The organism is Ruegeria sp. D6 (assembly GCF_056534365.1).
The window spans coordinates 1,068,230-1,091,144 of record NZ_JBQFPH010000001.1 but is presented as its reverse complement, the minus strand read 5'-3'; the positions used below and the strand labels follow the sequence as shown (position 1 = coordinate 1,091,144).

Annotated in this window: 24 protein-coding genes and 1 other RNA gene; 11 read left to right on the top strand and 14 right to left on the bottom strand. The window is 55.5% G+C overall.

What is annotated here, in order from left to right:
• Positions 1–11: 11 nt before the first annotated feature.
• Positions 12–1,346 (top strand): sigma-54-dependent transcriptional regulator, encoded by a 1,335-nt coding sequence (locus tag ACR0A1_RS05455; protein ID WP_170393162.1) that lies wholly within the window; start codon positions 12–14, stop codon positions 1,344–1,346.
• Positions 1,347–1,853: 507 nt separating this feature from the next.
• Positions 1,854–4,685, top strand: coding sequence for an Rne/Rng family ribonuclease (locus tag ACR0A1_RS05450; protein WP_480866560.1), 2,832 nt, complete (start codon positions 1,854–1,856; stop codon positions 4,683–4,685).
• A 56-nt stretch (positions 4,686–4,741) separates the two neighbouring features.
• On the opposite strand, the gene ACR0A1_RS05445 is transcribed toward ACR0A1_RS05450, so the two are convergent.
• Positions 4,742–4,975, bottom strand: a complete 234-nt coding sequence (locus tag ACR0A1_RS05445) for a sulfurtransferase TusA family protein (protein WP_170393161.1) — start codon at positions 4,973–4,975, stop codon at positions 4,742–4,744.
• 105 nt (positions 4,976–5,080) lie between these two features.
• On the opposite strand from ACR0A1_RS05445, the gene ACR0A1_RS05440 reads away from it, so the two are divergent.
• The 4 genes from ACR0A1_RS05440 (at position 5,081) to ACR0A1_RS05425 (ending at position 9,435) form a co-directional block, all read left to right on the top strand.
• Positions 5,081–5,833, top strand: coding sequence for a cytochrome c biogenesis CcdA family protein (locus ACR0A1_RS05440; RefSeq protein WP_170393160.1), 753 nt, complete (start codon positions 5,081–5,083; stop codon positions 5,831–5,833).
• Positions 5,834–5,920: 87 nt separating this feature from the next.
• Complete coding sequence (locus ACR0A1_RS05435; RefSeq protein ID WP_480866558.1) at positions 5,921–7,135, top strand: hypothetical protein; 1,215 nt, start codon at positions 5,921–5,923, stop codon at positions 7,133–7,135.
• The gene (locus ACR0A1_RS05430; protein WP_480866556.1) at positions 7,132–8,481 is read left to right on the top strand and encodes a cytochrome P450; all 1,350 of its coding nucleotides are present in this window, start codon (positions 7,132–7,134) and stop codon (positions 8,479–8,481) included. Before ACR0A1_RS05435 ends, ACR0A1_RS05430 begins: the two co-directional genes overlap by 4 nt.
• 72 nt (positions 8,482–8,553) lie before the next feature.
• Positions 8,554–9,435 (top strand): fructose bisphosphate aldolase, encoded by an 882-nt coding sequence (locus ACR0A1_RS05425; protein ID WP_480866554.1) that lies wholly within the window; start codon positions 8,554–8,556, stop codon positions 9,433–9,435.
• A gap of 12 nt (positions 9,436–9,447) precedes the next feature.
• On the opposite strand, the gene ACR0A1_RS05420 is transcribed toward ACR0A1_RS05425, so the two are convergent.
• Genes ACR0A1_RS05420 through fumC form a run of 4 tightly spaced genes read right to left on the bottom strand, consistent with a single transcriptional unit; the run spans position 9,448 to position 11,898 of the window.
• Complete coding sequence (locus ACR0A1_RS05420; RefSeq protein ID WP_170510052.1) at positions 9,448–10,050, bottom strand: DNA-3-methyladenine glycosylase I; 603 nt, start codon at positions 10,048–10,050, stop codon at positions 9,448–9,450.
• A gap of 59 nt (positions 10,051–10,109) precedes the next feature.
• Complete coding sequence (locus tag ACR0A1_RS05415; RefSeq protein WP_170405591.1) at positions 10,110–10,331, bottom strand: ribbon-helix-helix domain-containing protein; 222 nt, start codon at positions 10,329–10,331, stop codon at positions 10,110–10,112.
• Positions 10,328–10,504 carry a DUF4169 family protein gene (locus tag ACR0A1_RS05410; protein WP_170393154.1) on the bottom strand — a complete coding sequence of 59 codons (177 nt, stop codon included), beginning with the start codon at positions 10,502–10,504 and terminating at the stop codon, positions 10,328–10,330. The genes ACR0A1_RS05415 and ACR0A1_RS05410 overlap by 4 nt, the downstream gene beginning before the upstream one ends.
• Positions 10,504–11,898, bottom strand: coding sequence for a class II fumarate hydratase (gene fumC / locus ACR0A1_RS05405; RefSeq protein WP_480866552.1), 1,395 nt, complete (start codon positions 11,896–11,898; stop codon positions 10,504–10,506). The genes ACR0A1_RS05410 and fumC overlap by 1 nt, the downstream gene beginning before the upstream one ends.
• Positions 11,899–12,105: 207 nt before the next feature.
• Here fumC and ACR0A1_RS05400 point away from each other — a divergent pair, with 207 nt between their 5' ends.
• Positions 12,106–12,669, top strand: coding sequence for a hypothetical protein (locus ACR0A1_RS05400; RefSeq protein WP_480866550.1), 564 nt, complete (start codon positions 12,106–12,108; stop codon positions 12,667–12,669).
• Positions 12,670–12,695: 26 nt separating this feature from the next.
• On the opposite strand, the gene ACR0A1_RS05395 is transcribed toward ACR0A1_RS05400, so the two are convergent.
• The 9 genes from ACR0A1_RS05395 to ACR0A1_RS05355 form a co-directional block, all read right to left on the bottom strand.
• A complete protein-coding gene (locus ACR0A1_RS05395) occupies positions 12,696–13,163 on the bottom strand; it encodes an SspB family protein (RefSeq protein ID WP_480866548.1) in 468 nt (155 codons plus the stop codon).
• Between the two features lie 76 nt (positions 13,164–13,239).
• Positions 13,240–14,490, bottom strand: coding sequence for a chromate efflux transporter (gene chrA, locus ACR0A1_RS05390; protein WP_480866546.1), 1,251 nt, complete (start codon positions 14,488–14,490; stop codon positions 13,240–13,242).
• Positions 14,487–15,302, bottom strand: coding sequence for a chromate resistance protein ChrB domain-containing protein (locus ACR0A1_RS05385; protein WP_480866544.1), 816 nt, complete (start codon positions 15,300–15,302; stop codon positions 14,487–14,489). The genes chrA and ACR0A1_RS05385 overlap by 4 nt, the downstream gene beginning before the upstream one ends.
• A gap of 129 nt (positions 15,303–15,431) precedes the next feature.
• The gene (locus ACR0A1_RS05380; protein WP_170393148.1) at positions 15,432–15,863 is read right to left on the bottom strand and encodes an ester cyclase; all 432 of its coding nucleotides are present in this window, start codon (positions 15,861–15,863) and stop codon (positions 15,432–15,434) included.
• Between the two features lie 99 nt (positions 15,864–15,962).
• Positions 15,963–16,309: a transfer-messenger RNA gene (ssrA, locus tag ACR0A1_RS05375) on the bottom strand.
• Between the two features lie 36 nt (positions 16,310–16,345).
• Positions 16,346–16,708 (bottom strand): DUF4345 family protein, encoded by a 363-nt coding sequence (locus tag ACR0A1_RS05370; RefSeq protein WP_480866542.1) that lies wholly within the window; start codon positions 16,706–16,708, stop codon positions 16,346–16,348.
• A gap of 63 nt (positions 16,709–16,771) precedes the next feature.
• Complete coding sequence (locus tag ACR0A1_RS05365; RefSeq protein ID WP_170421484.1) at positions 16,772–17,422, bottom strand: hypothetical protein; 651 nt, start codon at positions 17,420–17,422, stop codon at positions 16,772–16,774.
• A 13-nt stretch (positions 17,423–17,435) separates the two neighbouring features.
• On the bottom strand, positions 17,436–18,836 hold the full coding sequence (locus tag ACR0A1_RS05360) for a selenium-binding protein SBP56-related protein (protein WP_170393145.1): 1,401 nt from the start codon (positions 18,834–18,836) through the stop codon (positions 17,436–17,438).
• 116 nt (positions 18,837–18,952) lie between these two features.
• Positions 18,953–19,684: a FadR/GntR family transcriptional regulator gene (locus tag ACR0A1_RS05355; RefSeq protein ID WP_480866540.1), complete on the bottom strand. Its 732-nt coding sequence runs from the start codon at positions 19,682–19,684 to the stop codon at positions 18,953–18,955.
• A gap of 89 nt (positions 19,685–19,773) precedes the next feature.
• On the opposite strand from ACR0A1_RS05355, the gene ACR0A1_RS05350 reads away from it, so the two are divergent.
• Genes ACR0A1_RS05350 through ACR0A1_RS05335 form a run of 4 tightly spaced genes read left to right on the top strand, consistent with a single transcriptional unit; the run spans position 19,774 to position 22,876 of the window.
• Positions 19,774–20,565 (top strand): DUF2182 domain-containing protein, encoded by a 792-nt coding sequence (locus tag ACR0A1_RS05350; RefSeq protein WP_480866538.1) that lies wholly within the window; start codon positions 19,774–19,776, stop codon positions 20,563–20,565.
• Positions 20,566–20,569: 4 nt separating this feature from the next.
• Positions 20,570–21,274, top strand: a complete 705-nt coding sequence (locus ACR0A1_RS05345; protein ID WP_170393142.1) for a DUF1326 domain-containing protein — start codon at positions 20,570–20,572, stop codon at positions 21,272–21,274.
• Positions 21,274–21,780: a DinB family protein gene (locus ACR0A1_RS05340; protein ID WP_480866536.1), complete on the top strand. Its 507-nt coding sequence runs from the start codon at positions 21,274–21,276 to the stop codon at positions 21,778–21,780. Before ACR0A1_RS05345 ends, ACR0A1_RS05340 begins: the two co-directional genes overlap by 1 nt.
• A 1-nt stretch (position 21,781) precedes the next feature.
• Entirely contained in the window at positions 21,782–22,876 is a 1,095-nt protein-coding gene (locus tag ACR0A1_RS05335; protein ID WP_480866534.1) for a dimethylsulfoniopropionate demethylase, read from the top strand.
• Positions 22,877–22,915 lie beyond the last annotated feature (39 nt).

Here is a 22,915-nt window from a genome sequence, read left to right as displayed (position 1 = left end):
AGGAAGTGACTATGGCACAGGCCATGAAAATCGCCATCGTGGATGATGAACAGGACATGCGCCAGTCGATCAGCCAGTGGCTGGCTTTGTCGGGGTACGACACCGAAACCTTTTCAAGTGCCGAGGATGCGCTCAAGGTCTTGGGGCCAGAATATCCCGGGATCGTGATCTCTGACATCAAGATGCCGGGAATGGATGGCATTCAACTGCTGAAAAAGCTGATGGGGGCCGATAGCACGCTACCGGTGATCATGATCACGGGACATGGTGACGTGCCAATGGCCGTAGAGGCGATGCGTGTCGGGGCGTTCGATTTCCTTGAAAAGCCGTTTAACCCCGATCGCATGTCCGAACTGGCCAAACGCGCCAGCAATGCGCGTCGTCTGACGCTTGACAACCGAGCCCTGCGGCGTGAGCTGTCTGGCGGTACGCAGATCATGAACAAGCTGATCGGTGCCAGCCCCGTCATGGAGCGGTTGCGTGAAGATATTCTGGATCTGGGGCAGGCGGATGGTCATGTCCTGATCGATGGGGAAACCGGAACCGGAAAGACTTTGGTGGCGCATGCATTGCACGCGGTTGGTAGCCGGGCGGGTAAGAAATTCGTCCTGGTTTCTTGCGCAGCACTTGAGGAAGAAGCGCTGTCGAAACGCCTGTTTGGCCCGATGCTCCCCGAAGACACGCAGTTGCCCGCCATCGAAGAGGCCCGCGGCGGTACGCTGGTTCTTGAGGATGTCGAAGCCCTGAGTGATACGCTGCAGGCCCGTCTATTGAGCGTTATGAATGAGCAGGGCACCCCTGCGGAAACGCGGATCGTTGCGATTTCGAACCTGCAGGAAGCGGGCAAAACCTCAGAAGATGTATTGCGTCCCGATCTGTTCTATCGGTTGGCGGCGCTGCGCATCACCATGCCTCCGCTGCGACAGCGGGGTGAGGACATCCTGACGCTGTTCACCCGTCTGAGCGAACAGTTCGCAGAGGAATATGGCTGCGACGCGCCTCAGGTCAGTGCGCAGGAAGCGGCTCAGCTGCTTCAGGCCCCGTGGCCCGGGAATGTGAGGCAGTTGATCAACATTGCTGAGCGTGCGGTGCTGCAGTCGCGGCGCGGGTCGGGGACAATTGCTTCGCTGCTGATGTCGGATCACGAAGAGATGCAGCCAGTGATGACAACTGAAGGCAAGCCGCTGAAGGAATATGTTGAAGCCTTCGAGCGGATGCTGATCGACAATACGATGCGCCGTCACAAGGGATCGATCGCCTCGGTGATGGAAGAACTCTGCCTGCCACGCCGGACACTGAACGAAAAGATGGCGAAGTACGGATTGCAGCGTTCGGACTACCTGTGAAAGCGGAGGAGGGGGCTGGCCCCCTCTTGAGCCTGCGGTTCAATTCAACCCCTGGATATTTTTGAACAGATGAAGGGACTCTTCGGCGCGTTCTTGGGTCGCGATGCAGTTTGCCCATTGTCTTTTCCACAGGACTGCTTTTATTGTGATCGAACGGGCCGGGTATTTTGTGCCTGCAAGCCCCGTGTTTTGAGTTTCGCTGCTGAGCTGATGGTGAGGATAGATCCCGCGCGGCGCGGCAGACCGATTATGCCCCAATGGGGCAGATGAACGCCTGAACCCGTCTATGCGGGTGAAAGGAATAAATGGGCGGGCCGCATATAGACGCGCCTGTCGGAGAAGAACCGCGATGACGCGCGCGCAACGATTGAGTATACGGGCAGGGGGCCAAAGCGCCAGACCCTGCCGCGCGCCGTCCGATATCGCCCGTACAAGACACCTCCCCAAAAGCGCCTGTCCGCCTGGACGGGTCAGGACAACGCGTTTGGCGCGGTGCACCAAGGACACATGGCTAAGAAAATGCTTATCGATGCCACCCACGCGGAGGAAACCCGCGTTGTGGTGGTCGACGGAAACAAGGTTGAGGAATTTGACTTTGAATCCGAAAACAAACGCCAGCTTGCTGGCAACATCTATCTTGCAAAAGTAACACGGGTTGAGCCGTCGCTACAGGCGGCATTTGTGGACTACGGCGGGAACCGGCACGGGTTTCTGGCCTTCTCCGAAATCCATCCCGACTACTACCAGATCCCCGTCGCTGACCGCGAAGCGCTGATGGAGGAAGAGCGCGCCTATGCCGAGGCGATGAAGGCGCGGGATGAGGCCGAGGAAACAAAGCCCAAGAAGCGCCGGTCGCGTTCGCGCTCGAAGGCCGCTGACGTCAAGACGGACGATCCGGTTGAGACGCTGGAGGTTTCCTCAGAGCCGACCGGAATGGAAACCATCGATCTGGATGACGGTGAAGAGACGGAGGTGCCCGAAGGGACGTCTCCGATGGAAATCGTTGCCGAGACGCCGGTGGAAGAGCCTGAGGATGCCGCCGAGCCTGTCGCTGAAGAAGCTCCGACCGAAGAAGCCAAGTCAGAAGATGTAGATCAGCAGGCGGAAGCGCCAGAAGAGACTGCTGAGGTAGCGGAAGACGCGCCTGTCGAAGCAACTGATACCGACCAAGAAGAACCTTCGGATGAGGTCGAAGCCAAGTCTGACGAAGAAGAGGCGGAAGCTTCTGGCGATGAGCCCGAGGCGGATGGCGAGACAGAAAGCAAAAGCGCTGACGCGGCTTCGAAAGACGATACCATCGAGTCGGTGGCGGACGAAGACGATAGCGAGGATATCCGTCCTCCGCGCAAGCCACGCCCGCGCCGCTACAAGATTCAAGAAGTTATCAAGGTGCGTCAGGTCCTGCTGGTGCAGGTGGTCAAGGAAGAGCGCGGCAACAAGGGTGCGGCACTGACCACGTATCTGTCTTTGGCGGGTCGGTACTGCGTACTGATGCCCAATACCGCACGGGGCGGCGGAATTAGCCGCAAGATCACCAATGCCGCTGACCGGAAGAAACTGAAGGACATTGCTGCTGAAATTGACGTGCCCACGGGCGCAGGTCTGATCGTTCGTACGGCGGGTGCCAAGCGGACCAAATCAGAGATCAAGCGCGACTATGAATACCTGCAACGACTGTGGGAGCAGATCCGCGAGCTGACGTTGCAATCCATTGCGCCTGCGAAAATTTATGAAGAAGGCGACCTGATCAAGCGCTCGATCCGCGACTTGTATAATCGCGACATCGATGAGGTTCTGGTTGAAGGCGAGGGCGGGTATCGCATCGCCAAAGACTTCATGAAGATGATCATGCCGTCGCACGCCAAAAACGTGAAGCGATACGAAGACGCGCTGCCGCTATTCGCGCGATATCAGGTGGAAAGCTATCTGGCTGGGATGTTCAACCCGACGGTTCAGCTGAAATCCGGTGGTTACATTGTGATCGGCGTGACCGAAGCGCTGGTGGCGATCGATGTGAACTCGGGTCGGGCGACCAAAGAAGGTTCGATCGAGGAAACCGCGTTGAAGACCAATCTGGAGGCCGCCGAAGAAGTGGCGCGCCAATTGCGTCTGCGCGATCTGGCCGGTCTGATCGTGATCGATTTCATCGATATGGACGAGCGCAAAAATAACTCGGCCGTTGAGAAACGACTGAAAGACAAGCTGAAAACGGATCGTGCCCGTATTCAGGTGGGCCGGATTTCGGGCTTTGGACTGCTCGAAATGAGCCGTCAGCGTCTGCGTCCTGGAATGCTTGAGGCGACGACCCAGCCATGCCCGTCTTGCCATGGTACCGGCCTGATCCGGTCGGACGACAATATGGCACTGTCAATCCTTCGCCAGATTGAAGAGGAAGGCACTCGCCGCCGTTCGCGTGAGGTATTGGTGCGTTGCCCGGTTAGCATCGCCAACTTCCTGATGAACCAGAAACGCGAACATATCGCGCAGATCGAAGCGCGGTATGGTTTGTCGGTTCGGATCGAAGGGGACGTTCATTTGGTCAGTCCCGACTTCTCGATGGAGAAGTTCAAGACCGCGAGCCGCGTTGTTCCTGAAGCAACTGCGCCGGTGGTATCGGTTGATGCGTCGCTGATGGATATGGTCGACGCCACGGATGAGGACGAAACCGAAGAAGAAACTGCGGTTCAGAGCGAGGAAGAGACCAAGCCCAAGCGTAAACGGCGTCGGCGCCGGCGCAAGAAGAGTTCGGGCAATGGTGACGCGCCGGATGGCAATGCGGACGAGTCTGACGCAGACAGTGTAACCGACTCGAGCAACGAAGCTGAGAGCGTCGAAGCCAAGCAGACCGAGGCGGAGCCTGTTGCTGAGGAAGATGCTGAGAAAGCGGCCAAACCGAAAAAGCGCCGGGCACCGCGCCGACGCAAAAAGGATACTGAGGCCACAGTCGAAGCAAGTGAGACGCAGACCGAAGCGGATAATGCGAACTCCGATCCGCAGAAAGAGCCGGTCAATGCTGAGGCCGCCGAGGCTGAACAGCAAGAGCCAGCCGATGAGTCTGAAAGCATCGAACCAGCCGCTGAGCCCGATAGTGCTGATGCACCATCAGAACTTGAGATCGCCGAAGCAACGTCGGCTTCTGAAGTCGCTGAAGAAGTGCCAGAGGAACCTGCTGAAGCGCCTGAACTGGTTGCCGAAGAAGCCGAAGAATCGACCGTGGCAGCAGAACCCGAAGTCATTGAGGCTGCCACCCCAGAGCCGGTCTTGGAGGCAGTGGCAGACGAACCCGAACCCGCGCCGGCCAAGCCAAAGCGCCGAGGGTGGTGGTCATTGGGACAGTAAGAAAAAGGCGGGCCAACTGGCCCGCCTTTTTCATTAGGGTGCGTTCCAAAGAATCCTCAGGCCGATTTTTGGATCACATATATCTGATGACCATCTACTGTGTCTTGCGAGACAAGTGTATGGCCAGATTCGGTACAGAAATGCGGTACGTCGATAATCGCGGCAGGATCATCGGCCAGCACGCGCAGCATACCCCCCGCAGGCAAGGATTTCAGGCGCTTCCGAGCCTTCAAAACAGGCAAGGGGCACAACAATCCCAACGCATCCAGTGTTTCAATCTCATTGGTCATGGGGCTGAGATATTTCTAACGAGCGATACTGTCCAGCGCGCAACCACGAGGATGTGACCGAATGGCCTCGTGACGAAACCCGCGCGATACCATATGTGCTGAGTCATGTTCGGAATTGAGATCATAGACGCGGGCCTTCTGCCTGCCATGTTTATCGCCATGCTGGGCGGGTTGATAAGTTTTCTGTCTCCCTGCGTGCTGCCGATTGTGCCACCGTACCTCGCGTATATGAGCGGTGTGACTATCAACGAGATGCAGGATGAGGCGCGCGCGCGGCGCAAGGCGACCCTGGCGGCACTGTTTTTTGTTCTGGGTCTGTCGACCGTGTTCCTGCTGCTAGGCTTTACAGCCTCGGTCTTTGGGGCGTTTGTTCTTCAGAATCAGGTGCTTTTCGCCAAACTCTCGGGCGCTGTCGTCATTGTCTTTGGCCTGCACTTTCTGAACGTGTTCCGTATTCCTTTGTTGGATCGTGAGGCACGCGTTGATACGGGTGACTCCAGCGGATCTGTGTTCGGGGCATATATTCTGGGACTGGCCTTCGCCTTCGGTTGGACGCCGTGTATCGGCCCACAATTAGGTGCAATCTTGTCGCTGGCCGCCTCCGAAGCATCAGTCACGCGTGGCACCGTATTGCTTGGCGTATATGCGGCAGGCCTGGGCATTCCATTCTTGCTGGCTGCGATGTTCCTGAACCGCTCGATGGCGGTTATGAACCGCATCAAACCGCATATGGGCACAATCGAGAAGGTGATGGGCGGGCTGCTGCTTTTTGTTGGCATCATGCTTGTCACCGGTTTGTTCACCGAATTCAGCTGGTGGCTGCTGGAAACATTCCCGGCATTGGCAAACCTCGGTTAACCCTCTGGCATTAAACGCGGATGGATAGACGCCAGGTCTTACCTTGGCGTCAACGCTGCGCTAATCTTTGGCGCAGAGGGCCGGGTAATGAGCAGTCAGCAATCCAATCCGCAGGTGCGCAAACGCCGGGTGTTTTACATTCCCGGCTACGACCCGATTCATCCGCGCCGATATCGAGAGCTCTACCGCAAAGAGGGGGGCGCCCAGGCTGAGATATCGGGATACCAGATCGATATTAGCGCTAGGACGGGCGAAGGTCCCTACGGCTGGCAGGTGACTTCTCAGCAGGACGGCAGTCCTGTTGATGCAGATGTTCAGGTTCTGGTCTGGTCGGATATCGTGCGTGACAGCATGGCTCAATCGATACCGGCAACCTATCTGCAACTGGCGAGAACCGCCTGGATATATATCTCGACCGGTACGCTTTGGCGGCTGATGCAGCTGCGCAAGGGGCCCGTAATTGCGGCGCTATACCCGGTGGCAATGCTGCTGCTGCAGCTTTTGGCATCGTTGTTTATTGCTTGGGGTTTAGTCGCTGTATTGAAACCACTCGTTGGGTGGTGGTCTTTGGTACCTGCTGCCGGGGTAATCTATGCTCTGATGCAATGGTTCCGAAAGATCGATAATCGACTGTTCGCTTATTACCTCATGCATGACTATGCCCACTCGGCGAAGCTATACGGCGCGCACTCGCAAGATCTGCAATCGAGGCTGCGGGAGTTTTCTGACCTGATCACCGAGACGCTGGACACAGACACCGATGAGGTGCTGGTCGTAGGTCACAGCTCTGGCGCCCATCTTGGTGTGTCAGTGTTGGCAGATGTTTTACGACGACGGGGCGGTGTACAGGATAAGCCAGTCTTATCCTTTCTGACCTTGGGGCAGGTGGTGCCAATGGTTTCGTTTCTACCGCAGGCACACACGCTTCGCGCTGATCTTAAATATCTGTCCGAACGCGCGGATATGACTTGGATCGATGTCTCTGCACCAGGGGATGGCTGCGCGTTTGCGTTGTGCGATCCGGTCGCGGTCAGCGGCGTCGCTGGCCCCAAAAAATGCGGGCCGCTGGTTCTTTCTGCGGCCTTCACCCAAACACTGTCCCCTGCGCGATGGCAGCAATTGCGTTGGCGCTTTTTTCGCCTGCACTTTCAATATCTTTGTGCGTTCGATCAACCTGGACTTTATGACTATTTCCGCATCACCGCAGGTCCTGAAACATTGAAACAGCGGTTTGAAAGGCGCGCGCCATCTCGGTCGCGCATTGAACGGGCGGTTTCGAAATACATTGCGGTGGAAGCATGACGCCCCCAAAGCCCGAAGCACGACCGGATAAAGTCTCGCTGTGGCGGTATCTACGTCTGTTTCGGCAAGACTTGCTGTCTGCTCAGCCCCAGCGTCTATATCGAGCATGGATGGCTGAATTCCGAACGCTGTTCTTTCGCTCGTATATGGTCAACCAACCCGATCTGATCCACGCTGTTCTGAAAGAGCGCCCGGATGCGTTTCCAAAATCAAATCGCATCAGCGAAGGCTTACGCCCCTTATTGGGCCGGTCCGTGTTCCTGACCAATGGCGAAGTCTGGAAACGGCAGCGCAGGATCATTGATCCCGCCTTTGAAGGCGGACGTTTGAAAGATACGTTTCCTGCAATGTTAAATGCGGCGCAGGCTTGTGCGGATCGGCTTTCTGGCAGGGTTGGGCAGAAGGTGGAATGTGAAGAAATCACAAGCCATGTCGCGGCGGATGTGATTTTCCGCACCCTGTTTTCGGTTCCCATCGAACATGAGGTTGCCGCGCAGGTCTTCGATAAATTCAGAATCTATCAGCGCGAACAGCCCTTGCTGAACCTGGCCGCATTCGTTCCGGTTCCAAGCTGGATGCCCCGATTTCATTCTCGCAAAACTCGCCAAACCGCCAGCGAGATTCGGGATCTGATCAGCCGATTGACGGATGCACGCGCTATAGCAATCGAAAACGGGTCGGCCCCCGATGATCTGGCCACCAAGATCATGACGACAACAGATCCGGAAACTGGAGACCGGTTTGATGCGCAGGAAATGGTCGATCAGGTCGCCATCTTCTTTTTGGCGGGGCATGAAACCAGCGCGTCTGCACTGGCTTGGACGCTCTATCTGATAGCGATGTATCCGGACTGGCAGGAAAAGCTGGCTGAGGAAGCGAAAGCTCTGGACATGCCCGAGTTTTCAACCATGTCCCAACTAAAACTTAGCCGCGATGTGTTTCGTGAAGCTTTACGCCTGTATCCACCAGTTCCAATGATGGTGCGCGAGGCGACATGTCCTGAACGCTTCCGTGATCGGGATATTTTGCAGGGTTCTCAGATCGTTGTAAGCCCCTGGCACTTACATCGGCACGAAAGGCTTTGGGACCGGCCGGACGATTTCGACCCCACGCGATGGACGACGGAAAACGGAAAGAAATGCCAGCGCGAGGCCTATATTCCCTTTTCGGCTGGCCCCCGGGTCTGCACGGGCGCAGGGTTCGCGATGGTAGAAGGTCCTTTGATCTTATCGATGCTCTTGCGTCGTTACCGATTCGAAACAATACCAGACGAAACGCCGGTACCGGTCGCGCATTTGACCGTCAGATCGAAAGACGGAATTTGGTTGCGCTTGGTTGAGCGCTAACAAACTACCATCGCTCTTCGGCATGCTGTATGCGGATTGAAAACGCGGAATCATATTGAACGGGATTGAGTTATGTCGAAAGCAGAACAGCGCGCGCAGATGTCCGAAGGCGCAGGATTTATCGCAGCACTGGACCAAAGCGGCGGTTCAACCCCCAAAGCGCTGGCTTTGTATGGTGTTGAAGCATCGGATTACGGATCAGACGAAGAGATGTTCGGCGAGATTCAGAAGATGCGCGCGCGGATCATTCTGGCTGACGATTTCACCAAGGATAAAGTGATTGGCGCGATCCTGTTCGAACGGACTTTGGGTGAAGAAATCGACGGCAAGAAGGTTGCGGATTACCTTTGGTCCGAAAAAGGCATCGTGCCGTTCCTGAAAATCGACAAAGGACTTGAGGATCAGGCCAACGGTGTTCAGATGATGAAGCCAATTCCGGGGCTGGCTGAGACGTTGGCCAAGGCGGATGGTGTTTTTGGCACCAAGGAACGCTCAGTTATCCACGAAGCAAATGCTCAGGGCATTGCCGACGTTGTCGCGCAGCAGTTCCAGGTCGCACGCGTGGTCACTGATGCGGGAATGGTCCCAATTGTCGAGCCTGAGGTAAACATCCACTCGGAAACCAAGGCCGAGGCTGAGGACATTCTGAAATCAGAAATTCTGAAGAATCTGGATCAATTGGTCGAGGGTCAGGAAGTGATGCTGAAGCTGACCATCCCCAGCCAGGCCAACCTTTATGATGAGGTGGCGGATCACCCGCGCGTCCTGCGAGTTGTGGCGCTGTCCGGCGGATACTCGACCGAGCAGGCCTGCGACCTGCTTGGCCAAAACAGCAGGATGATCGCCTCGTTTTCGCGCGCACTGACCGAAGGGCTGTCCAAACAGCAATCTGACGCAGAATTCAACGCAGCGCTCGGCGGGAATATCGACAATATCTTCCGCGCCTCGATCTGATCGTGGGGTAATCTATTCGGGCTTGATGAAATCGCGGCGCATCTGCGCCGCTTTTTCGCGCATGACACATCCGTTGGCGTGATCATTGATCAACCCCATGGCCTGCATAAAGGCAAAGATCGTGGTGGGGCCTACGAATTTCCAACCGCGTTTTTTCAGATCTTTCGACATCGCAATGGATTCTGCCGACGTGGAAGCGCTTTGCGGGGCGGGTGGCGCCGTAGGCTCGTACCTCCAGACATAAGCGGCCAATGATCCTTCGGAAGCGATTAGGTCCTGCACGCGGCAGGCATTGTTGATAACGGCTTCAATCTTACCGCGGTGTCGCACGATGCCTTTGTCGTCCAGAAGTCGATTGATATCTGCGTCAGAAAACTCTGCTATCTTATTGAAATCAAATTTACAAAACGCTGCTCTGAAATTCTCGCGTTTTGACAGAATAGTGCGCCAACTCAGGCCCGACTGAAAGCTCTCGAGGCAAAGTTTCTCAAACAATCGTCTGTCATCGGAAACCGGATATCCCCATTCGTTATCATGATAGTCAAAGAATTCGGGCGCGGCGTTGCACCACGAACACCGAGGTTTTCCATCTGGGCCCGTTGCCAAATCGTTCATGAATGTACCCTTTTTGTTCTCCGCGAGGATAAGCGACGCGATTGTTTGAAATCAAGTACTCAATCGGTTTGACGATACCAATTCAGAATGAAGACACGAATGGCCGAAGCCAGTCCGGTTTCCGGGTCGCGCTCTGCATCAATATTTGCCGCCAGGACATTGATTGGGATATCTTTTTTCCGCGCGATGTCACGGAAGGCTTGCCAGAACTCATCCTCAAGCGAAACGGATGTTCGATGACCTTGCAAGGTCAGGGAGCGTTTGACAGGACGTCCACTCATTCGTCGACCTTGTGACCGTCAAGGTCCCGGCGCTGCCGGTCTTGCTGCAGCTTTACAACGGTCCTGTCGGCTTTGGATTGCCCGTGTTTCGCAGCGTTTGCATCCGCGCGGGCCTTTTTTTCAGCCCGCGCTTTTTCTTTTCGAAACCGGTTCAGGTTAACCGGTTTACCCATCAGTCCTTGGGTCCAATCATATGCTCGGGCCGTACAACCGCATCAAACGTCGCCTCGTCCACAAAGCCCAACGCAATCGCTTCTTCCTTAAGTGTTGTGCCGTTCTTGTGCGCTGTTTTGGCGACGGTCGTGGCGTTGTCATACCCGATTGTCGGTGCCAGAGCAGTCACCAGCATCAGGGATTCCTTCATCAGCTTGTCGATGCGTGGCTCGTTGGCTTTGATGCCCAACAACATCCGCTCCGTAAAGCTGTCGGTCGCATCGCCCAGCAGCTGGATCGACTGCAGCAGGTTATAGGACATCATCGGGTTGTAGACGTTCAGCTGGAAATGGCCCTGCGAACCTGCAAACTTCATTGCTGCGTCGTTGCCCATCACATGCGCGGCCACCTGAGTCAGCGCTTCGGCCTGTGTCGGGTTCACCTTTCCGGGCATGATGGAGGAACCGGGCTCGTTTTCGGGCAGGATAAGCTCACCCAATCCTGAGCGGGGCCCCGAACCCAACAGACGGATATCGTTGGCAATCTTGTAGCAGGAACCGGCGATCGTGGCCAACGCGCCCGACAGGAAGACCATCGCATCATGTGCGGCCAAAGCTTCGAATTTGTTCGGCGCGGTCACAAAGGGCAGGCTGGTGATATCGGCCATATTCTTGGCGACAGCCTCATCCCAGCCGCCATGCGTGTTCAAACCGGTACCCACAGCAGTACCGCCTTGAGCCAGTTCATAGATACCGGGCATTGCAGCTTCTACACGCGCAATGCCCTGACGAATTTGATGCGCATACCCGCCGAATTCCTGTTCCAACGTCAACGGCGTGGCATCCTGCGTATGGGTGCGGCCGATCTTGATGATACCGGCAAACTCTTTTGCCTTGGCTTCCAGCGCCGAGGCGAACTTCTCAAGCCCGGGCATCAACACATCGCGCACACTCATCGCTGTGGCGATGTGCATCGCGGTGGGGAAAGTATCGTTCGAGGATTGACCCATATTGCAGTGATCATTCGGGTGAACGGGATCTTTCGAGCCAATCTCGCCACCCATAATCTCAATCGCGCGGTTCGCAATGACCTCGTTCGAGTTCATATTGGATTGCGTGCCCGAGCCGGTTTGCCATACGACCAGAGGAAAGTTGTCGTCAAACTTGCCTTCGAACACTTCACCGGCCGCTTGTATGATCGCGTCGGCGATCTTGGCGTCCAGCTTGCCGATGGCTTTGTTTTCAATTGCACAGGCCTTTTTGATCACACCCAACGCGCGCACGATGGCGACGGGCTGCTTTTCCCAGCCGATGGGGAAGTTCATGATCGAACGCTGCGTTTGCGCGCCCCAGTACTTATCGGCAGGCACCTCAAGCGGGCCAAAGCTGTCGGATTCAGTGCGGGTTTGAGACATCGGTCGCTCCGGTCTGGTATGCAGTCGTATGCCGTTTACCCGCAGCAAGGCTGTGGCGCAATCGGCCAGTTGAGCGCACCTTAAACTTGGGCCGCGCAAAGGTATAGACGCGGCACAGCTACAAATAATTTCTGTTAGCGAAAACAGTGCCATTGTACGTCGGCGGGCTAAAGTTAAGATGGGACAATAACCCTGACGGAGGCAACCATGCGCGTGTCACTTCTCAAAAGCCCTTTGTATACGCTTGCGTTATTGTTTGCCGCGAGTTTTTGGCTGGCAGTATTTGTGCAAAACGCTCAGGCGACGGGAATCGAGCCGTTCGTGGGCGACTATACCGGTTCGGCCGACGTTGTTGATGCGGATGGTACGGCGACCCCTCGGGATATGAGCGTTTCGATTCAGGAAATCAAAGGGGGCTTCAACGTGAGTTGGACCACCACGACTTACAAAGCCGACGGTCGCATCAAGGATGAGAAATACTCGGTTGATTTTCAAAGCTCGGATCGGCCCGATGTTTATTCTGCGGCCATGAAGCGTAATGTGTTTGGCCATGAGGTGCCGCTTGACCCGATGAAAGGGGAACCCTTTGTTTGGGGGCGGATCGAAGGAGATACTCTGACGGTGTTTTCGTTGTTCATAGCCGAAAACGGTGGCTATGAGCTTCAGCAATTTGACCGGACACTAGCTGATGGCGGGCTCGACCTGTCATTTTCCCGGTTTCGCGATGGGGTTAAGTCGCGCTCGGTCGAGACATTCCTTCAAAAAGAATAAACCCCGCATCAAGCGGGGTTTTCTGGTCATTTCCGGAAGCTGTCCAGCGAGACCACATCCGCATCATGCTGCGGTTCTGCCTCTTCGGCCTCAAGCTCAATCGGGGCCTCTTCCGTCACATGGATCTCTTCGTCCTCGTCTTCCGGGCTTTCAAAGCGCAAGCCAAACTCAACCGAAGGATCCACGAAGGTCTTGATCGCCAGATAGGGGATGTAAAGCGGTTCCGGCGCGTCCCCGAAATTCAGCGTAATCGAAAAGCCATCGTCACCGACTTCGAGGTTTTCGAACCAGTGCTGCATGACAATCGTCATCTCGCCTGGATATCGCTCACGCAGCCAATCGGCCAACTCAACGCCCTCATACCGTGTATCAAAAGTGATAAAGAAATGATGCGAACCGGGCAGGCCGGTTTCGGACACGTCGGTCAGGACGGTCTTGATCAGGCCTCGCATGGCCGTGTGCATCAGATTCCCGTAGTCGATGTCTTGCGACATGGTTGATCCTCGAAAGTGGTTAATCCCAGCATAGTTCATTCGGACGGAAACGAAAGGCTGTGCTGGGCTGTATTGATTACAAAATCTGCATGCCTAGTCCGGCCAGAACCATGATACCAAGTGTGGTTGCTAAACCGGATTTCATACGGAAAATCAACAGGCCAGCCAGAACGGTCAGCACAAGTGCGCTGAATTCAAGCGACGAAGGGTCGGGTAGGGGGAGAGAAACTGGTCCCCAATGCCACCCCGGAATTGAGGTGAACAAGACGTTTAGCCCGAACCACACGGAGAGGTTGAGAATCACTCCGACGACCGCAGCTGTGATTCCGTGCATCGCGGCCCCAAGACGCGGACGCTCGGCGATTCTGTCCAGATGCGGGGCTGCAAGAAAAATCCACAGAAAACACGGTACAAACGTCGCCCATAAAGCGACAATGCCCGCCGCAAACGCCAGCGAGGCGCCTCCGGCAATCTGACCGCTAAGCATGGCCACAAATTGAGTCACCAGAATCAGCGGCCCAGGCGTGGTTTCGGCCAGACCTAGCGCGTCGATCATCTGGTCCGTGCTGATCCATTGGTAGGTTTCGACCACGGTCTGGGTCATATAGGCCAGCACCGCATAGGCACCGCCAAAAGTTACAACCGCAAGGCGGGCAAAGAACCAGCCCAGATCGCTGAGCAGTTCCTGACCGCTCAAAGACAGAACAAACAACGGCCCCAGCCAAAGAATAAGCCAGAAAACCGCTATGCGAACAGGATTGGCAAGTGTTGGGCTGGTTTGAACGGCAACGGGCTTGTCGTCTTTCGAAGTCACGAATCCCCAAACGGCAGCGCACAGTATGATTAGCGGGAAGGGCAGGTTGAAGACAAAGATCCCCAAAAAGGCTAGGCCCGCGATAACCCGGTGCTCGACGTCTGTAAGCGCTTTCCTCGATAGGTTCCGTAATGCTTGCAGGACGATGATGATCACCGTGGCCTTGATGCCCAAGAATCCAGCTTGAACCAAAGGCAATGTACCATAGGCCGCATAAAGCAATACCAGCAGCGCGATCACCAGAGCACCTGGCAGTACAAACAAACAGCCCGCGATTAACCCTCCGGCCACGCCGCGCAGCCGCCAACCTGCATAAGTGGCAAGCTGCATGGCCTCGGGACCTGGCAACAGCATGCATAAGGAAAGCGCGCGCAGATAGGTCTGTTCGTCCAACCAGGGGCGCTTTTCGACCAGCTCCTGATGCATCAGTGAAATTTGGGCGGCGGGGCCGCCGAAGGACAGCAGCCCGATGCGCCCAAACACCCTGATCAACTCTTGATATGAAGGGGTCATCTGCCGTGACCCGCGGGCCAGTCATGTGTCTCGCTAGAGCCATCGCGCGCCCAGCGATAGAGTGCATCATAGATGTGCATTCCAGCCTGCAATTGTTGTTGGTCATCCCGATACTGGCGCGACAAGCCGACCGAAAGGGCCAGCAACCCGGCGGCCTCAGGCGCCAGATCGTGCCTGTTTGTATCGGCGGCACGTATGATCGTGGCCATGCGGTCCAGAGGCTCAGATCGAAGCTTGAAGTCATCCAGCATCGTGTCAAAGGTGCAATTGTCGCCGCGATGGCTCCAATCAGTTCCTTCAACATCAAAGGGTGTGGCGCCGAAGTGCTCGGCAACCCCCTGAATTTCATCCGGTGCTACAAACAGGAACCGAGCGCGCCTGTCGACAAACCTGCGGATCAGCCAGGGGCACGCGATGCGATCAATCTTGGGGCGGTGCCGCGTCACCCAGACCGTGTTGCCTTTTGCAACTGCAGGAAGGGCAGGCATAGGCACGACCATTGCGCCCGGCATAGCGCGCCAGGCGAACATTCCACCTTCCAGAAATTCCGCCACCACCCCTTCAGCCTGCAGCCATGAAACAACGCCCTGACTCAGCTTTTTGCCTTTCTGGCAAATTACTACGCAAGAATGATCGCCGGTATGATTTCTTATGCCATCAACATTTTGATATGGCATTCGGAATGCGCCGGGTATGAGGGAGGGATCATCGTCGAAATCCCCATCTGTGCGCACATCAAACAGGATAGGAGCCTGAGGCGTACCGATCAGGCGCAAGAGTTGTCGGGGTGTAATTGCATTGGGGGCAGCCATTGCATGTTTCCTTATTGCTTTGGATACATGCGAACTTGGGCTGCCGCCTCACGGGGTGTTCGCAAGCTTACCCCTTGATCCTCTGCTAGCGCGCAAATGCGGGATGGGTCAAGCTTGCGGTCAAGTTTATCAGGCCCAGTCCAACCTTTGCCCGGTCATGCAAACCGGAAGGGTATCCTGTGGGAACTGCCCCAGTTGTTCAAAAAGTGTAATGAAATCAAACTGATTATAGGCCTCGACCATCTTGTCCCCTTTGAAGCGCGCCATGACTTGTCCGGTAACTTCAAGCGGGGCACCGTTATCGGCCCGGAAGGTGCGGACATGCAGAATACCAGAGACCCAATCACCATTTTCGATGATCTTCGGCAGTTCGACTGTGATCTCGCCCAGAACATGACGAAACGCCATGACCAGATCGCGAAAGTCGTCCGCGCCAACCTGCATTTCGGGTATCAACCCTTCGGCCATCGTATCCGGGGCAAAAAACTGATCGATTGCATCGGTATTGCCTTGTTCCCAGACCTCTGAATACCACGCCCTAAGCCTGTCAGAATTCGTCATCTCAGCCCTCCTGTCGCTTGTTCAGGAAGATGAAGCAGAGAAGTGAATAAACCCTGAATCCCAGGTGAGTTATGGGCATGGAGCAGACATAATCGGTAAAATGCAGGTTTCTGTTGCCAGGTACCTGCGAACCCCGCCTTACGCGGCTAGGCGCAAGGGCTTAAGTTTCGGTCTTGCTACTGCTTACGCAGCAACTGCAACCGGAGCACGATTGTCGTTTGCAATTGTACTAGTTTCGCCGGTAACGGTGGCAGACAGCCGAGACAAAGCTAACCCCTTTAGACGTTCGTCGATCCTATTTCGGCCCCATGATCCTCAAACGAAGGATGTTGGTGGAGCCGCCGGGTACCGCCCCCGGGTCCGATCCGCTTATTACGAGCGCGTTTATGTCCATAGTCCCGAAGGACCCCTCATATATAGGTTAGGACGTGGTCGGATGCAAACCCGGAATGCTAAGGTTGACTTGTATCAAATTCAATAAGTTAAGCAGCTCTGTTCAAGTTGGCGAGAATAAGCCAAAGGGCCAGAACAAGCTCGATTCCACCAAAAGTCAGCGCCTTGACGAACGGGGGATTATCCAGCGCCAAAGACACAAACCGGCCCAACGCCGCCCCTGCATAAACAACGCCCAGCATGGCATATGCCATCGGTGTGTTGAGCCAGAGAACCACGGCACCTGTCACCACGAACAACCCGCCAACCGAGGCTCGCATCTCACTAAGTCCCATGGTGCTTTTGGTGGGGGCTAGGTCCAGCGCGTTGGCTGTGTAGGCCGGGGCCAGAAATCCGAACAAACCAAAGCCGACGGTCAGCAAGGCGGCAATCACGTTAAGGGCTGTGATCATGGACTTTTTTCCCTTTTTGCTCTGCCCGCAGAGTCTAGCGCAGCACTATGTAAAGAAAAGCATCTAAATCGCTGACCACAAGCCTATAACTCCGACCGCGATCAGGCTGAGAGCCCAGACAAGTTCCAGATTGAACCAACTGCGTGACAGAAATTGAAGGCCCAGCCAGCGATAGACGGCGAAGGCCAGAATGCCCCCGCCAAGGATCATGGCGGCTGTGTGAAGTGCAGCGACCGTCAGTACGAGCAGGCCATTGCTCGCCATGATCTGAGAGACTGCGATCTGGCCCGTTTCCAACTCGTCTGATCCACACAATCCAAGATAAATCGGAACCAGCATCAACGCCGCGCCGTGTGCCAGCGCAACGAGGAACGACCAAAGTGCCAATTTGCTTGGCGGTACGCGCGACAACATCCGGGGATGCCGGCGTGTTATGGCGATGTAAACACCCATTGTGATCACAATCAGCGCAGCACCGATACGAATTTCGCGTTGATATTCAACCAGAACTGCCATCATAGCAAATGGCAGTAGGACCCCCAGCATGGCGACGAAATGACCACCAGCCAGGGCGGTCAATGCGCGCCACAAAGCTGATGGCCGTTGTTCCATCAGCGCCGAAGATACCGCAAGCGGCCAGCCCATTCCGGGATTCAGGCCATGATATGCGCCGCTAAGCACAACGGCCAGCCAGAGACCAGCCGTTGATGTCATCAGAGTTTCCAACTCAGACCGATGGGTAGCAGAAACTATCGGTAGAACAGTCTCCACCCTCAAGCCGGATTTGGTGGGCCCGATATCCGTCGGGGAAGTCGACCCAGAACTTCGGATCCAATGTCAGGCCTCCGTTTTCGCCAACATCCGCCTTGACCATCGCAGCCCCGCGTTCACCGGGATAGAACTGATCATCCCAAGTGGAATAAAGCGAATTGGTCCAATATACCCGCTTTCCGTCGCGGCTGATTTCAACCATCTGCGGTCCGTAACCAAAGTCTTGCCCGTTGGGATGTTTTGTTTTCTTGACGATCCCCCCGATCTCGACTTTGCCCGCAAGGGTCGGGTTCATCGGATCAGAGACATCGTATTGATGCATCTCACCCGTACCCCAACAGGCCACATAAAGGTATTTATCGTCCAGGCTGAGGTCGATATCCGTGACCAGTGGCGGAACGGCAGAGAAGCCTTTCAGCAATTCAGGCAAGTCATCTGGATCAGCGGGCTGCGGATCGATCGTGATGGTCTTCTTGGCCTCGAAGGTGCCATCATCATTACGCCACCAAGTAAAGATCGCGCCCTGCAGGTTGGTCGTGTCAACCACCACACCACAGAACCCATATTGTTTGACCGGATCGTGAGCGGGCCGGATTTCCAGGGCCATCTGGTGATTTTCACCCAGATCGATGGTCTGAATATTGGTCCGGCTGCGCAGGTTCCAGAAATGGATGCTGTGCCCGTATTTGTTCGAAAGCAGATCCTCGGCCACGATGCCGTTTTCGAATTGCGGAGGCAGCCCCCATTCCGAACTGACCATATAGTCGCGTGGCAGGTTCCACCAGAAATCGTAGTGTTTGTCTTGGATACCTCGCTCGATCTCGTAGCGCCCGATGATCTCGAAGCTCTCGCAATCCATGATGAAAATGCCCGGAGGACCGTCCGTGCCGTCTTCGCCACCGCCTCCAAGCGTGCTCACGTAGATCCCCTCCGGTCCGCAATGGATCGTGTGCGGGCGGGAATATCCAGTTTTTGCAAAAACTTCTTCGGGTTCGATGATCTTGTGTATCTTGGCCTCAAGCGGGTTCTTGACGTCGATAATGTAGATCCGGCTTGATCGTATGCCAGGAACAATGAGGTAGCGGCGTTCCAGAAACGCATGGCCACTAAGCGGTGACAGCGCAGAGGAACAAGCGTTCCACCCGAAATGGTGAAACTCATCGCCTTTTTCTGGCATGATCACCTGATGAACAATTTTTCCGTAATCATCCGAAGTCGGATCCACGTTCACGACGGCCAAACCGTCTGGTTGGGAAAAATCAGGGCTTAGCATCAACGTGAATGCAAGCGTTTCAGTGGGGCCCTCCATCGCCAGTTTGGCTGATGGGTAAAAGGTTGGGTCCGGTCTTTGGTTCATAACGTCCTCCCGTAAGTCATTGATCTTCAATTCATGTTGGAAGTTCCGGTCTTAACGCCGGATGTCATGCTGCCTGCTCGGGCACCTCGCCGTCCTTCGTTCCTTTTTGCCTGTGGTCAGGCGGGTTTGCGTCGTCTTTCGGCCACGTCCTGCGCCAGTTGCCGTGTGTAGGCCTCAAGTTTGATCAATGCTGCATCGACCGAGCCGGCATCACGCGCTTCTAGTGCGTCTGTGATGTCACTGTGAAGGGCGATGATCTCTTCGCGGGATCGAGCCGTGAACGTAATCATGTTCATCAGAGGTTGCATAGCCTCGACCGCACCGGCCAATTGGTAGGACAGAACGGGGTTGCCCGCGCCATCCACAAGCGCGCGATGAAAGGCGACGTCGGACGCGCAGAAAGCCTCATCTGTGAGACCTGGTTGCGCCTGACGAAAAATCTCGGCCCGCATGGTGGCGAGTTGATCCGCGGTACGACGTTGTGCCGACAAAGCAGCGCATGCACGTTCGAGCGCATAACGCGCTTCGCATGCGGTGTCGAACCTGACTGCGTTCATCGACAGCAGCAGTGTCGAGGTTGTGACTTGTTGGGAATAGGCGTCCTCAAAACTCAGTCGGTTCACAAACGCACCACCCGATGCCCCGCGTTGCGTGCGGATAAGGGACTGCGCTGCCAGACGTTTCAATGCTTCGCGAACCGTAGGCCGTGATACTTTGAACTGATCGGCCAACTCAGATTCTGAGGGCAGACGCTCATCTACAATTAGCCGACCCGAAATGATGGCGTCGCGGATTGCCTGAGCAATTTGAGCGGACAGATCTACAGTACTCTGAGGGTCGATTTTCATGGTTGTTTTCGGCGATGCGTAATTTTTATTTGTCTGACATTTAAAAGTCTGACATTTGAAAAGCAAGAGAGTTGAGTCGGGAGGAGCAAGTGAGTCGCTCAATTTTCCGCAGCGCGCTTTGGTTGGGCTTCTACATCACGATCCTTTGGTCGTGGTGGATGATGGTCTCGATGAGCCGCGATATGGACGTGGACTGGATCGGTCGACCCGGACCGATGGGTCAGGCGATGGCGGCCATGGATCCGCGTATGGAAATGTATATGCCCATGGCCGAGTTCGGCCCACTTTTCTGGATGTGGGCGATCATGATGGCGGCCATGATGCTGCCGACTTTGGTGCCCACGTTGCGCAGTTATGATGATCTGATCCGCAGCGCGAACGGTACGCGGGCAGGGTGGCTGGGCGTTCTATCTGGATATTTCATAGTTTGGGTGGGCTTTGCTGCGCTGATCACTGGCCTGCAATTGGCGCTGCTGTTTGGCGGCGCGGTCGATATGTTGGGAATCGCTAAATCGCCATATCTGGCCGCCGGCCTGTTGATCGCCGTGGGTGCCTTTCAGTTTTCTCGGGCGAAAGAAATCTGCCACGGTGTTTGCCATGCACCGATGACGTATTTTCTGGGCCACTGGAAAACCGGATTCGGCGGCGGTGTACGCATGGGCGTCGGACTGGGTGCGTTCTGTGTCGGTTGCTGCTGGGGCTTCATGGCGTTGGGCTTTGTCGGCGGCGTCATGAGCCTGCTCTGGATGGGGCTGGCGACCCTGTTCATGGTATTGGAAAAACTTCCCCAGATCGGGCACGCCGTGACCCGTCCTATGGGATTCGTCTTGATTGCGGGTGGTTTTGCACTGCTCGCTCATCACATTGTTTACGGAGGATAAGTCGATGGCTAAAAATAGAAAACCGGATGCAGACAAGCTGCCGGTCAGTCAAAGAATTGACAGCCGGATGCCAAATCCCAAGCGGCGTGAGATGAGCCCGACCGATTGGGCGGTTAAGGGTGAGCTGATCCTGAACTGTTCGTGTGACGTATTCTGCCCATGCGTGGTTTCGCTGGGTGCACACCCTCCGACCGAAGGGCATTGCCATGCGTGGATGGGTATCGCGATCGACGAAGGCCATTACGAAGGCGAAGATTTGTCCGGACTGAATGTAGGCCTGTTGGTTGATATCCCCGGACGCATGGGCGAAGGCCAGTGGAAGGTCGCGGCTTATGTGGATGAACGTGCTAGCGGCAAGGCTTACAATGGACTGTTGCAGATATTCAGCGGTCAGGCAGGTGGCACAACCGGGTTGTTCACTATGTTGGTCAGCGAGATCATAGGGGCTGAACGTGCACCGGTTCAGATCGAAAGGGACGGCACCAAACGCCGGATCATGATAGGGCGCAAGATTCAGGGTGAGATCGAAATGCTTGCGGGCAAAGACCCAGAGCATCCGGTGATGGTTTCAAATTCGAAATACTGGATGGGGCCGGACATCATTGTAGCAAAAGGCACGAAATCCAAGGTGCGCGACTATGGTCGCGTATGGGACTTCGGCGGCAAGTCAGCCGAGATCTGCCCGATTGATTGGCACGGGCCAAAGTAATGATAACCGGTGCCTATGCCCGTGAAATGGCGCGATATAACCACTGGCAAAACAACCAGTTAAAGGGCTTTCTCAAAGCTCTTTCAGGCGAAGAATTGGCACGGGATCGCGGCGCTTTTTTCGGGTCGATCATGGGAACTGCCAATCATCTGCTTTGGGGGGATTGGATCTGGATTTCCCGGTTTGACAAGGGACCGGGGCCAGGTGGCGGCATTCCTGAGAGTGTCTCGATCTGCACTGGCATGGCCGACTGGCTGCCGCTGCGCGATACGATTGACGCCCGTATTGCCAGATGGGCCAATACGTTGGGGGATGATGTCCTGAGCGGTTCGTTCACGTGGTACTCGGCTGCAAAAGAGAATGACGTAACAAAGCCTTACGGGCAATGCGTCATTCATATGTTCAATCATCAGACACATCATCGCGGACAATTGCACCAAATGCTGACCGAGGCTGGTTCGCAGGCACCTGTCAGCGATCTTGTCTTTCTGCCAGAGGATTTCTGACATGGCAGTCATCTCACCGAACCGGCGCGTGCGCAAAACCCCATTTACTCGGGGCGTCGAGGCCGAAGGCGTCACAGGGTATACCGTTTATAATCACATGCTGCTTGCGACGGTTTTTGAAAGCATCGAGGCTGATGCGGCGCATCTGAAACAGCATGTTCAGGTCTGGGATGTCTCGTGTGAGCGGCAGGTACAGATCAAAGGCCCGGATGCGTTGCGGCTGATGAAGATGCTCAGCCCGCGCGATATGGACAAAATGCAGGCGAACCAGTGCTATTATGTGCCGATAGTAGATCACAATGGCGGCATGCTGAATGATCCTGTTGCGATCAAACTGGCGGATGATCACTATTGGTTGTCGGTTGCCGATGGTGACCTTTGGCAATTTGCTCTGGGAATCGTGATTGCGCTGGGGCTGGATGTCGATATTTCTGAGCCGGATGTGTCGCCCTTGGCGGTACAAGGCCCCAAGGCGGACGAGCTGATGACGCGCGTCTTTGGTGATGAAGTCAGGGATATAAAGTTCTTTCGATATAAACGGTTGGCGTTTGAAGATACATCATTCGTCGTCGCCCGGTCTGGCTGGTCAAAACAAGGCGGGTTCGAGATATACGTCGAAGGGACGGATTATGGCATGCCACTATGGGACACGCTGTTTTCTAATGGCCGAGACCTGAACGTGCGGGCAGGTTGCCCAAACGGGATTGAGCGTGTTGAAAGCGGTCTGTTGAGTTTCGGGTCGGACATGCGGCGCGAGAATACGCCCTATGAATGCGGGCTAGCACGGTTCTGCAATTCTCCGCTGGATTATATCGGCAAATCCGATTTGGCGGATCAGGCGAAAAACGGTCCGCCCCGGCAGATCCGTCCGCTTGTCATTGAAGGTGAGATCGGACCGTGCACCGAATCTTGGCCGCTGATGGCCGGGGGCCGGCAGGTCGGGCAGGTGGCTTCGGCTGCGTATTCACCCGAGTTTGGAGTGAATGTAGCCATTGGAATGGTCGACCGGTCCCATTGGGCGCCAGGTACGCGGATTGAATTGATGACCGAACATGGAATGCGATGGGCCGAGGTGCAGGAAAAATTCTGGCGCTAAGCCCTTGTTTCAGGAACACAGCCGATTGAGGCAATAGAA